Origin of the sequence: Clostridium saudiense (assembly GCF_000577815.1) — a bacterium.
GTDB lineage: Bacteria > Bacillota > Clostridia > Clostridiales > Clostridiaceae > Clostridium > Clostridium saudiense.
On record NZ_CBYM010000019.1, the window covers coordinates 27,307 to 40,654 of the forward strand.

Annotated in this window: 12 protein-coding genes; all 12 read left to right on the forward strand. The window is 28.8% G+C overall.

The features are described from left to right. Positions 1-174: 174 nt before the first annotated feature. The 12 genes from TY07_RS10350 (at position 175) to TY07_RS10405 (ending at position 13,345) form a co-directional block, all read left to right on the forward strand. The gene (locus TY07_RS10350; protein WP_042399189.1) at positions 175-1,677 is read left to right on the forward strand and encodes a 4Fe-4S dicluster domain-containing protein; all 1,503 of its coding nucleotides are present in this window, start codon (positions 175-177) and stop codon (positions 1,675-1,677) included. A 194-nt stretch (positions 1,678-1,871) separates the two neighbouring features. Further along, the gene (locus tag TY07_RS10355; protein ID WP_042399192.1) at positions 1,872-3,188 is read left to right on the forward strand and encodes an O-antigen ligase family protein; all 1,317 of its coding nucleotides are present in this window, start codon (positions 1,872-1,874) and stop codon (positions 3,186-3,188) included. Positions 3,189-3,393: 205 nt separating this feature from the next. Then, the gene (groES, locus tag TY07_RS10360; RefSeq protein ID WP_042399195.1) at positions 3,394-3,678 is read left to right on the forward strand and encodes a co-chaperone GroES; all 285 of its coding nucleotides are present in this window, start codon (positions 3,394-3,396) and stop codon (positions 3,676-3,678) included. 22 nt (positions 3,679-3,700) lie between these two features. Continuing rightward, a complete protein-coding gene (groL, locus tag TY07_RS10365; protein WP_042399199.1) occupies positions 3,701-5,329 on the forward strand; it encodes a chaperonin GroEL in 1,629 nt (542 codons plus the stop codon). Positions 5,330-5,587: 258 nt separating this feature from the next. Continuing rightward, a complete protein-coding gene (locus TY07_RS10370) occupies positions 5,588-6,337 on the forward strand; it encodes a prepilin peptidase (protein ID WP_042399201.1) in 750 nt (249 codons plus the stop codon). A 149-nt stretch (positions 6,338-6,486) separates the two neighbouring features. Then, complete coding sequence (locus tag TY07_RS10375; protein WP_042399264.1) at positions 6,487-8,163, forward strand: GspE/PulE family protein; 1,677 nt, start codon at positions 6,487-6,489, stop codon at positions 8,161-8,163. A 14-nt stretch (positions 8,164-8,177) separates the two neighbouring features. Further along, entirely contained in the window at positions 8,178-9,380 is a 1,203-nt protein-coding gene (locus tag TY07_RS10380) for a type II secretion system F family protein (RefSeq protein WP_042399203.1), read from the forward strand. A gap of 106 nt (positions 9,381-9,486) precedes the next feature. Beyond that, positions 9,487-9,903 (forward strand): prepilin-type N-terminal cleavage/methylation domain-containing protein, encoded by a 417-nt coding sequence (locus TY07_RS18745; protein ID WP_052330693.1) that lies wholly within the window; start codon positions 9,487-9,489, stop codon positions 9,901-9,903. A 59-nt stretch (positions 9,904-9,962) separates the two neighbouring features. Continuing rightward, on the forward strand, positions 9,963-10,352 hold the full coding sequence (locus TY07_RS10390) for a type IV pilin protein (RefSeq protein ID WP_042399205.1): 390 nt from the start codon (positions 9,963-9,965) through the stop codon (positions 10,350-10,352). Between the two features lie 18 nt (positions 10,353-10,370). Then, positions 10,371-12,143 (forward strand): pilus assembly protein PilM, encoded by a 1,773-nt coding sequence (pilM, locus tag TY07_RS10395; protein ID WP_042399206.1) that lies wholly within the window; start codon positions 10,371-10,373, stop codon positions 12,141-12,143. Then, positions 12,115-12,870, forward strand: a complete 756-nt coding sequence (pilO, locus tag TY07_RS10400) for a type 4a pilus biogenesis protein PilO (protein WP_042399209.1) — start codon at positions 12,115-12,117, stop codon at positions 12,868-12,870. The genes pilM and pilO overlap by 29 nt, the downstream gene beginning before the upstream one ends. Next, positions 12,824-13,345: a PulJ/GspJ family protein gene (locus TY07_RS10405; protein WP_042399212.1), complete on the forward strand. Its 522-nt coding sequence runs from the start codon at positions 12,824-12,826 to the stop codon at positions 13,343-13,345. The genes pilO and TY07_RS10405 overlap by 47 nt, the downstream gene beginning before the upstream one ends. The last annotated feature ends 3 nt before the right edge of the window (positions 13,346-13,348 follow it).

Here is a 13,348-nt window from a genome sequence, read left to right on the forward strand (position 1 = left end):
ATAAGTAAATTTAGAAATTAATTTATAAAAAAATAAAATTAAATGTGATTTTGAGGATAAATGTTGAACTTTAAATATGAAAAAATATTATCAGAATATTCGAAAAAGAAAAGAAGTTATTGGGAAAATATTGTATAATTAGAAGTGGTATACAGTACGGAGGGGAGTGGTTAAATGTTCAAGTTTGAAACTCAGCTTAAAAAGTTAAAGCATGAGGTATTAACAGAAGTTGCAAGACTTGCAAAAAATGATGAAATTAGTTTAGAAAGTATTGAAAAGGTTCCTTATGAGGTTATTAAAGGTGAAGTTGCACAATATAGATGTTGTGTTTATAAAGAAAGAGCTATTGTTTTAGAAAGAGCCAAGCTTGCAGCTGGATATCTTGCTAATGGTGATAATGCTGAGCCAGATTTAATTGATATTAGACCTGATGAACAAATTATATATGTTATTGAAGCAGCATGTGATAGATGTCCTATAAACAAGTTCAATGTAACAGACTCATGCAGAAACTGTCTTGCTCATAGATGTCAAAGTGCATGTAATTTTGGAGCTATTACAATAGTAAATGGAAGAGCTTATATAAATCAAGAGCTATGTAAGGAATGTGGGGGATGTAAAAAAGCATGTCCTTATGATGCTATATCTGAAGTTATGAGACCTTGTAAGAGGTCATGTCCAACAGGAGCTTTAGATATTAATCCTAATGACAGACGAGCTATGATTAAACAGGAATTATGTGTTAATTGTGGTTCATGTATGAGAGCATGTCCTTTTGGAGCAATTTCTGATAAGAGCTTAATTGTCCCAGTTGCAAAGAGGCTTGGAAGAAATAGAAAGATGTATGCAATTGTTGCACCAGCTATAACTGGTCAATTTGGTCCTACTATGAATTATGGTAAGATTAGAAATGCTATAAGAGCACTTGGATTTGAGGAAATGATTGAAGCAGCATTAGGAGCTGATGCAGTAACAGTTCATGAAGCTAATGAATTTGTTGAAAGAATGGAAAGAGGAGATAAATATATGACTAACTCCTGTTGCCCAGGATTTTTAAATTTCATTGAAAAAACTAACCCAACTGAAAAAGATAGAATTTCTGGAACTGTATCTCCAATGGTTGCAGCAGCAAGGTATGTAAAGAAAGTTGATCCAGAAGCTAAGGTTGTATTTATAGGTCCTTGTACAGCGAAAAAGAGTGAAGCTGTTAGAATAGGAATAGAAGATGCAGTTGATTATGTTTTAACATTTGAAGAATTACTTGCTTTATTTGAAGCATTTGATGTTAATCCTTTTGAATGTGAAGAAGAAAATGTTAATGATGCATCTGTATTTGGAAGAAACTTTGGTGCTTCAGGTGGATTGACTGCAGCTATTAAGAATTATATTGCAGATAGTGGAGTTGAAGTTGACTTTAAACCAATACCAACTTCAGGACTTGACTGTAAAAAAACTATGATGCTTGCCAAGGTTGGTAAGTTACCAGGAAACTTTATTGAAGGTATGATGTGTGAAGGTGGATGTATCAATGGTGCAGGAGTAATTGCTCCTCCAATGAGAGCTAAGGCTGCATTTACTAAGATTAATAATGGAACTACTATTAAGGCTGTTCTTAAGAATAGAACTCTTGAGGAATTTGAAGATGTTAATTTAGAAAGAATGCCTTCTGAAGACTAATAGTTATTGTTATAAAAATTGATATAAGATATTTATTGTATAAATAAGTTATGAGATAGAGCTGTGGATTTGTCTATAGTATGATGAAATCACAGCTTATTTAAATACATGGAATTTTATGTTAAGATGAAAAATATACTGTAACTAAAAATAAGGATAAAATAATTATAAGTTACATAAGAAAGAGGTATTTAATGGGGGAAAAGATTAAAAATTCGATTTTATTTAAGGAGATTAATAACGAAGCAATAATAAGGGGGATATTATATTTCATTATATTGGTTTTACCTTTTATTGTATTGCCAGTAAGTAAGCCAGTATATACAAATAGTAGGTCAATGTTTTTATATCCGGCAGCAATACTTTTATTAATAATAGTGATAAAAGATAAAAAGATTAAATTATATAAAGAAAGTATTTTAGCTGTGATATTTTTATTTACATTATTAATAGCAGCAATATTTTCAGACTATAAATATGAAGCTTTTTGGGGTAATTATCATAGAGATGAGGGATTTTTTACAATAGCTATTTATATTTTATTATTTATTGTATCGTCAACGTATTTTAAAATTAATAAAACTATGTGGAATATAATGCTTATAGCACCTACATTAATGAGTATATATGGAATAATGCAATTTTTTGGTATTGATCCTATTCAAAAATTTGCATTGGGTGACATATTAATGCCTACAACTATGGGAACTATAGGACATAGAAACTTTTTTTCTACATACATATTAATATTTATAGCTATATACCTTTCTTACTATATTTTTAACGGAGGTAAAAAGTATTTATTTTGTACTACGTTAATGTTTTCGGCATTACTTTGTTCAACAACTAGAAGTGGATGGGTAGCATTTGGAGTAATGGCATTGATTGGGTTTATATTTATTATAAGAAGAAAACAGTGCTTAAATAGAGCTATTATAGTATTTATACTTTTTACAAGTATATTTTTAAGTTTAAATTATATTTCATCAGGAGCAATAACAAATAGAGCCTTAATGATAATTAATGAGGGAAAAACTGTTGCAACTTCAGTAGTAAGTGATGATGTTGAAATAGAGGATAGCTTTGGATCGAGTAGAATATTTATTTGGAAGATGGCCTATAATGCTTTTATAGATAGTCCGTTTTTGGGACAAGGTCCAGATACTTTAAGATTAAGATTAATGGATGATTATTATGAAAAATATATGAGCTATGCAGGTCCAACAAATGATTATTTTGATAAGGCGCATAATGAGTTTTTAGAGTATGCTGCTAGTGGAGGGATTTTTACTGTGATTTCATATATTTCAGTATTAATATTGATTTTATTTGGATTATTTAAGAATATTAAAGATGATAAATTTAAAATTCTATTTATTGTGGTATTTACATATATTATTCAAAGTATATTTAATATTAGTGTAATAATAGTAGCACCTATAGTATGGATTTTATTAGGGTGTGCTTTAAAGGCATATAAAAAAGGTATTACATCTATTATAGATATTTAATTAAAATTTAAAATAGCAAGAAAAATAATGGAAAACAAAGTAAATTAAAAATAAATTACTATAATTAGTAATATTTGACCTTAGTAAGGTAATAATATAGAAAGTAATTGTTGAAAGTTTACTTTATAAATTATATTATAAATATAAAGATATTAGCACTCTATTAAAGTGAGTGCTAACAAATGAAATATAGGAGGGTTTATTTATGAATATAAAACCATTAGGTGACAGAGTAGTAATAAAAAAATTAGAAGCTGAAACAACTACAAAGAGTGGAATACTTTTAACAGGAACAGCAAAAGAGCAACCACAAGAAGCAGAAGTTGTTGCAATAGGGCCAGGGGCAATGGTTGAAGGAAAGAGAGTTCCTATGGATGTAGAAGTTGGAAATAAGGTGTTATATTCTAAGTATGCAGGAACAGACGTAAAGGTTGACGGTGAAGAATATATTATATTAAAGCAAGACGATATATTAGCAATAGTAGAATAATTAATTGGGAGGTAAGTTTATTATGGCAAAGATGATTCAATTCGGAGAAGAAGCTAGAAGAGCAATGCAAGTTGGTGTTGATAAACTAGCTGATACAGTAAAGGTAACATTAGGACCTAAAGGAAGAAATGTAGTTTTAGATAAGAAGTTTGGTTCACCACTTATAACAAATGATGGTGTTTCAATTGCAAGAGAAATAGAATTAGAAGATCCATATGAAAATATGGGAGCTCAATTAGTAAAGGAAGTTGCAACTAAGACTAACGATGTTGCAGGGGATGGTACTACAACAGCTACACTTTTAGCTCAAGCTATTATAAGAGAAGGATTAAAAAATGTAACAGCTGGTGCAAATCCAATGTTACTTAGAAATGGTATAAGAAAAGCTGTAGATAAAGCAGTTAGTGAAATATTAGAAATTTCTAAACCAGTTAGTGGTAAGGAAGATATAGCTAGAGTTGCAGCTATTTCTGCAGCTGATGAAGAAATAGGTAAGCTTATTTCTGATGCTATGGAAAAAGTAGGTAATGAAGGAGTTATTACTGTTGAAGAATCTAAATCAATGGGTACTGAACTAGAAGTAGTTGAGGGTATGCAATTTGATAGAGGATATGTTTCAGCTTATATGGTAACTGATACTGAAAAAATGGAAGCAGTATTAGATAATCCATTAATCTTAATAACTGATAAGAAGATTACAAACATACAAGAAATATTACCAGTATTAGAGCAAATAGTTCAAGCTGGTAAGAAGTTATTAATAATAGCTGAAGATATCGAAGGTGAAGCAATGGCTACATTAGTAGTTAATAAGTTAAGAGGAACATTTAACTGTGTTGCTGTTAAGGCTCCAGGATTTGGAGATAGAAGAAAAGAAATGCTTCAAGATATAGCTATTTTAACTGGTGGTCAAGTAATTTCTGAAGAGTTAGGAAGAGATTTAAAAGAAACTACTTTAGATATGCTAGGTCAAGCTGAAAGTGTTAAGATAACAAAGGATAATACTACTATAGTAAATGGTAGAGGCGATAGTGCTAATATAAAAGAAAGAATTAATCAAATTAAGATGCAAATAGAAGAGACTACTTCTGAATTTGATAAAGAAAAATTACAAGAAAGATTAGCTAAACTTTCTGGTGGTGTTGCAGTAATTAAAGTTGGTGCTGTTACAGAAACAGAACTTAAGGAAAGAAAGCTTAGAATAGAAGATGCTTTAGCTGCTACTAAGGCTGCGGTTGAAGAAGGAATAGTACCAGGTGGTGGAACAGCTTATGTTAATGTTATTAACAAGGTTGCAGAATTAAAATCAGATGTTGCTGATACTCAAGTTGGTATTAACATTATAGTAAGAGCATTAGAAGAGCCAATGAGACAAATTGCTATTAATGCAGGAGTTGAAGGTTCTGTAATTATTGAAAGAATTAAGAACAGTGAAGCTGGAATGGGATATGATGCTTTACATGATGAATATGTAAATATGATTAAGACTGGAATAGTTGATCCAACTAAGGTTACAAGAAGTGCACTTCAAAATGCTGCATCTGTAGCTTCTACATTCTTAACTACTGAAGCTGCTGTAGTTGATATTCCACAAAAGGAACAACCAATGCAAGGTGCACCAGGAATGGGCGGAATGGATGGAATGTATTAATATAAATAAAAATTAACATTTCAATAAATAAGGTTATTATTAACTATAACTATGAGTTAGTAATAACCTTATTTTTATTTTATTATTAGATATAATTAGAAAAGAAAAGTTTTTTTGTAGGAAAATACAAAAAAATACAAAAAATGAATAAAACATGGAAAATAGTAATAAAAAATGGTACTATATAATTAATTAGTATTAATTACAATTATTTGTTTCTATAATAATATAATGTAAGTTTTGTTTTAAGGAGTAGTAATGGATATTTTTTTAGTAGTAATCTTTGGATTAGTAATAGGAAGTTTTTTAAACGTATGCATTTGTAGAATAGCAAACGAAGAATCAATTGCATTTCCACCATCACATTGTACTAATTGTGGATATGAATTAAAAGCTAAAGATTTGATTCCAGTGTTAAGCTATATATTTTTAGGTGGAAAATGTAGAAGTTGTAAGGAGAAAATTTCTATACAATATCCAATAGTTGAGATATTAAACGCAATTTTATATATAGCAATTTATTTAAAATTTGGATTTACTTTAAATTTATTTAAGTTCTGTTTATTTGCATCACTTTTAATAGTAATAGGGTTTATTGATTTTAAAACCAAATATGTTTATAACTCAACAGTAGTTTTTGGAGTAGTATCTGGAATATTATTTGCAGTATTAGAATGGATGGAGACAAAATCAATACCTTGGAATTATATTGCAGGTGCATTTATAGGGTTTGGTATTATATACCTTATTGTTATTTTAACTAGAGGTATGGGAGAGGGCGATATTGATATAGCACTTATATGCGGATTATTTTTAGGTATAAAAGGTATTTTAGTGACTTTATTTTTAGCCATAATTTTAGGGGGAATAGTTGCTACCATAATCTTGATATTCAAGTTAAAAGAAAGAAAAGCTGAGATTGCATTTGGTCCATATTTAGCTATAGGTGGAATAATAGCTTGCTTATATGGAAGTAGGCTAATAGATATTTATTTAGGATTGTTTTAACTAAATTTTTAATTAAATAATAAATGAGATTATGATTGAATATCAATAGTTTACTAATTATACTAAGATATAGTAATAAAAATAATTACTTAAAAGGTAGTAATAAAAATATACATAAACCTTATATTAAAGTATTACATGGAGGAAAAATGAATCGAAGAAAAAGGTTAGGTGATATGTTAATTGAACTTAACTATATTACAGAAAATGACTTACAAGAAGCGCTAAAGATTCAAAAAGAAACAGGTAATAAAATAGGAGAGGTATTGATAGAAAGAGGTTTTATTACTGAGGATGACTTATTACAGGCTTTAGAGATACAGCTTGGAATACAAAGAATTTATTTAGATATGATAACAGTAGATAGAAAAGCTGTTAAGATGATTTCTGAATCCTTAGCTAAAAAATACAATGTATTTCCAGTTCAGTTTATTGAAGGTAAATTATTAGTTTTAATGAATGATCCGCTTAATATAATAGCAGAGGATGATGTTAGAATTGCTTCTGGATATGAAGTTAAAATTGCTTTATGTGGTAAAGCTGAAATAGCACAAGCAATATCAAAATATTATTCAGAAGATTATATGAAAAAAACTGCAGAAGAATTTAGGAATCAAGAAAAAATTAATGAGGTACTTGAAGAAGAGTTAAGTGAAGATATAAAAAATGCACCTGCTGTAAAACTTGTTGATTCTATCATTCAAAATGCAGTAAGAAGTAAAGCAAGTGATATACATATAGAGCCATTTGAAAATAGGGTTTGTGTAAGATATAGAATTGATGGAGCATTACAAAAGCAATTTGACTCACCAAAGGAACCATTGGCTGGTCTGATTACCAGAATAAAAATTATGGGTAATATGGATATTGCAGAAAAAAGAATTCCGCAGGATGGAAGAATATTTACTCGGGTTGATGATGAAAATGTAGACTTAAGAGTGTCAGTTTTACCAACTGTAAATGGTGAAAAAATAGTTATAAGAATATTAGATAAAAGTGCATTTAATGTTGATAAATCAGTACTTGGTATTGCTGATGATGATTTAGATAAGATAAATAAAATTATTAATAAGCCACATGGAATAGTATTAGTTACTGGGCCAACAGGAAGTGGTAAATCAACGACTCTTTATTCCTTATTAAGGGATTTAAATAAAGAAGATAAAAATATAATCACTGTAGAAGATCCAGTTGAATTTTCAATGGATGGGATTAATCAAGTAAACGTTAATACTAAAGCAGGATTAACATTTGCTTCAGGATTAAGATCAATATTAAGACAAGACCCTGATATAGTAATGCTTGGAGAAATAAGAGATACTGAAACAGCCGAAATAGCTGTTAGAGCTGCTATAACAGGACATTTAGTTCTAAGTACAATACATACTAATGACGCACCATCATCTATAGTAAGATTAAAAGATATGGGGGTTGCTCCTTATCTTGTTTCATCTGCTTTAGTAGGAATTATAGCTCAAAGACTTATAAGAAAACTATGTATTCATTGTAAAGAAGAATATATAGCAAGTGATTATGAAAAAGAAATTTTAGGAGTGCCTAAATATCAAGACTTAACTTTATACAGAAAAGTAGGCTGCAATAGATGTAGCAATACTGGATATAAGGGAAGAGTTGGTATATATGAAGTTATGGAAATTAATAGGGAAATAAGAGACTTAATTAATGCAGATAAACCACTAGAAGAAATTACAAATGCTGCATTAAGAAATAATATGAAAACATTAAACAAGTCTGCAATGAATGTTGTATTGAATGGTAATTCTACAGTAGAAGAATTGTTAAGAGTAACTTTATTAGGTGATTAAAGGAGAAATGATAAATGCCTGTTTTTTTATATGAAGGTAAATCATTAGATGGTTCTACAGTTAAAGGAATGATTGATCTTGAAACACAAGATGATGTAAAAGAAATGCTTAGAAGCAAAGGGATATTCCCAATTTCAGTAAGAGAGAATAATAAAGGTGCTACATTAGAGTTTAATATTAAAAAGGGAATACCTTTTGATCATTTAGCAATTCTTTGTAGACAATTTTATTTTACTTTATCTGCAGGTGTTCCAATGCTTAGAGCTATAGGAATGATTAAAGATCAAATTGAACATAAGAGGTTAAGAAAAATATTGGATAATGTACATGAAGAAGTTCAAAAAGGAAGTGCTTTATCTGAGGTTTTTCGTAAACATAAAGATATTCCTTTTATGCTTACTGCAATGGTTGAAGTTGGAGAAGCAACAGGAAATATAGATCAGGTAATGGAAGAAATGGCTGATTATTATGATAAGCAACATAGGCAAAAGAAGAAAATAGATGCAGCACTAACTTATCCGAAATTTTTATTAGTATTTGCTATTTGTATAGTTATGGGCCTTGTAAGTTTTGTTGTTCCAACCTTTGTTGATAGTATATTATCTGCGGGACAAGAGCTTCCAATACCAACAAAGATAGTAATTGCTATTAGCGATTTTATTAATTCGAATTTTTTATTATTAGTATTAATAGTAATTGCAATAATAGTTGTAAAAAAATTATTTATTGATACTAATTATCCTATACAGTATCAAATTGATAAATTCTTAGTAACAGACAAGTATTTAGGCAAAATAACACAACAAATATTTACTGCAAGATTTGCTAGGACCTTTGCAATGTTAGTTAAAGGTGGAATGAATATTATCGAATCGTTGAGTATAGCAGGTAATGCAGTTGATAATAAATTTATAAAAGAAGCTATTGATGAATCTACAAAGTTAATTACTACGGGTGCAGGAATTGGGGATACATTAGAATCAAGAAGAATATTTCCTAAGATGTTAACTCAAATGATGAAGGTTGGAGAAGATACAGGTAGTTTGGATGATATTCTTAAGAAAACAGCAGAGTATTATGAAATAGAAGCAGACTTTGCGCTTCAAAAATTAACTGCTTTAATTGAACCAATTATGATAGTATTTTTAGCTATTGTTGTTGGATTTGTAGTAATATCCATAGCAATGCCAATGTTCCAAGTTATGGGGGCAGTTTAGACAGGTTTAAGTTTAGAATGGCAAGTGATAAGTTAAATCAAGTTATAAATGAGGGACAACCTCTTTATATAAAATAATTACATAAAAAAATATGGAGGGATAAGTAATGAACTTAACAAAAATGAAAAAGAAAAAAGGTTTTACATTAATCGAATTAATGGCTGTTATAGCTATTATAGCAATCTTAGCAGCAGTATTGGTACCAACTGTATCTGGGTATATTACTAGATCGAAGAAGACTGCTATAATTACTCAAGTTAGAAATGCAGTAGGGGCTATGGAGACGTTTAATATTACAGCACCTAATGAAACTGATAAATATACTTTAACTAACAATGAAAATGTTGAAATTGGTGATTTACCATCATTAATTGGAAGTGATTTATTAGAAATTAATGCCATTAAAAATATAGAAGAGATGACAGTTAAAGAAGCTTTTATGATTAATTCTGATCCAAATAGTCTTAATAAGATTGTATTAGATGGAAATGATTTTGCTGATTTAGCAACAACAGTTCAATAAAATTATAATTATTTCTTTATTTTCAGGACCTTTTGGTCCTGATTTTTTAAGAGGAAATTATGAGGATAAAAAATAAGAAAAAGGCTTTTACATTAATTGAATTAATGTCTGTTATAGCTATTATAGTAATCTTAGCAGCAGTATTAGTACCAACTGTATCAGGATATATTAATAGAACTAAAAAGACAAATATAATAGTTCAATCAAGAAATGTAGTTTATCATGTTTTATCAAGTGGAGAAGTGATAAACATGGATATTGAATTAAAGGAATTAATTAATAATGGTTTTTTACAAGATTATGAAGGGCTGCATGATTTACTACAACAGGATATTACATATAAATCTCTAAAATCTATTGTAGCTGATCAAGAGGCTGTTAATAAAATTAATATAGAAAATGGAAAAATAATAGAGTGGACAGGTGAAAATCCATATAAGAAAAAATAATAAATAGGAGGTAGCCTAATGTCAATAGTGAATAACAAAAAACTATCTATCCAAATAACAGATACATCTATAAATATTCTTATTGGAAATAAAAATAAGATATATGAGACACATACTATTGAATTAGAAAATGGTGATTGTAAAGATGGTAATGTTAGAGATAAAGATTCTATAGTTAAACTTTTAAATGATTATTTAGATGTTAATGGTAGAGATATTAAAAATGTATCCTTTGTTTTAAGAGGAACAGATATAATAACAAGATACATAGAAGTACCTATACTTAAAAATAATGCTTTAATTGAGGCAGTAAATTTTGAATTCAAACAATTTATACCAGATATAGATGACTACTATATGAATTATGAAATAGTAGAAAAAATAAATACAAAAGAAAAAAAAGCATATAAGATACTGCTAGTTGCAGCAACTAAAGAAAAAATAAATCCAATAATTGAAATAGCAGAAGAAATAGGTAAAGAATTAGAAGTAATAGATATATTATCTAATTCTCTAGCTCGAGTATTAAAAAGTAGTGATCATATTGCCAGTGAGGAATCAACTGGGATATTTTATTTTGGAGCAGATAGCTCAACACTTGGAATAATTGAAGGCAATGTTTTAAAATTTGAAAGAAATCTTCCTTTTGGAATTAAGAATATATTTAATGAAGTATATGATGAGGCAGCAGTTACAGCACTAGATAGCAAGCAAGTCACCAATGTTTTTGAAAATAATCAACAGTTAATGATGAATTTTGAAAACTTATTAGCTAGTGTAAATAACACTGTAAGATATTATAATTCTGAAAAAACCAATAAGCCTGTTACAAACTTTATTATAATATGTGCAGATATGATAATGACTAATATGGAAAAGTATTTGGAAAAATATTTTGAATTACCATGTATATTAGTAAAAGATCCATCAGATTTGGGATTAAAACTTAAGTTTAAAGATAATTTCCCTAAGTATATATCATCTTATGGATTGCTTCTTAGAGGAAATGATAATAAATTACTTAACTTAAGTCCTAAAACTATTAAAAAAGAAAAAGATAAAGCCAATATAGATAAAGTATTGGTAAGAGTGCCTATATTAATTTTAATAGCAATAATAGCTATCGTGACTCCGTTTTTGGTAATCAATAAGATTATAACTAAGGAAATAGCAAATATTGACGCAGATATTGCTAGATATAATGAGATAGTGGTAAAGAATCAACAATTGCAATCTGAAATTAGTAAAATGGAGTATTTTATAAATAGAATTAAAGATATAGATAATAGTACAAGCAATACATCTGAGATTATTTCTAAGTTGAATACTTATGTACCGAAAGAAATAACATTTGAAGGATTTTCATTTACTGATAGTGGATTAATAAATATTAGTGGAAAATCATCTACATATAGTGCAATTCCAGAATTCTTGGCAAATTTAGAAATGAGTGAAGAGTTTTGTAATGCAAAGATTAGTTACATAAATCCAATTGAAGAGACCATAGAAGTATCTAGTTTAGATGAAGAAAATGATAGTATATCAACAAGGGGCACATTTATGCCTATTGCTTTAACTGGTAGTGTTAACATTTGGGATGAAATAATAGAGTTAGCATCTGATGATGCTAATGATAAAACAAATGTTATACAAGATAACAGTGATAAGACTAATAATGGATCAGAAGGAACTAATTCTGAAATAAATAAAAACACTATAATAAAATATAGTTTTTCAATTACTATAGAAGGGGTAAGTAAAGATGGAAGCAAAGCAAAAGCAACAGAATAGTATTGTACTTTATTTAAAAAATCTTTCTAAAAAAGATAAGGTTATATTATCAACTACAATTGTTATTCTTTCTCTTGTTTTAGGATTAAGATTTTTGATATTACCTCAACTTGAGCAATATTCTAATAACTTAATGACTTTAGATGCAAAGAGAGCTGAACAAGTAAGAGTAGCTATGGTTCCAGCGCAAAATAAGGTGTTAGAAGAAAAACAAAAAGAATTACAAGTTAAATATGATAATGCATTAGAAGAAATTTCAAAAACACCAGCAGTAGCTCAAATAATTTATGATTTAAAAGGGTTAATGAGTAGGAGCAATGTAGAAATGAGAGCATTGAGTTTTTCAAACTCTGATGTTTCAGAAGAAGAAATAAAGTCAAGTGATGGTGTTGTAACTGATGAAAATGGAGTAGTTACAGAAATTGATAGAGGACTTGATATGGGGGGAACACAAGAAGCGAGCATAGAAGCTAATGATGAACAAGCTGTAAAAAAGCAAATTGTTAATATGACTTTAACTGGAGAGTATGAAGATATAATGAAGTTTGTTAAGGCTGTTGAGAATTATTCTAGGGTTGCAGATGTTTCTAATATATCATTAAGTCCATTTGAAGGAACTAAATTAAATGCAGGGATAACAGCTAATTTTTATAACTTAAATTATGAGGAGGCTGAAAGCTATGAGTTCAATGATGGAATTTATGGAAAAGACAACTCCTTTAAATAAAAAATATGACAGAAAAAAAGGGATGACTTTAGTAGAAATAATGGCTGCTATGGCCATCCTTTCTATTTTATTTGTTGGAATAAGTTCATATATGTTGAATATAGTAAAAGCTGAAAATAGAAGTAAGCAATATTTAGATACAACTAACTACCTAAAAGCTGCTTTAGATGTATTTAAGTTAAAAGCTGGAGGAGAGGTTTCAGATAGTAGTGATACAAGAAAATATTATATAGAAAAAGATAAATTTGATAATTTTGTGAATAAAGATTTTTATGTGTATTTTGATGATATGGAAGAAATGCTAAAGAAATTAACTGATGCAACGGTTGAATACTCTAATGTAGCAAATTATACAACTAAATATGAACTAAACGTTAATGTTAGCAAAGTTACGGATAAGGAGTTATATCTAGTAAAGGTAGAAATGAATTATGGAGGCAGTATTGATTCGAAAGAATTATATATAAATAGGTGATTG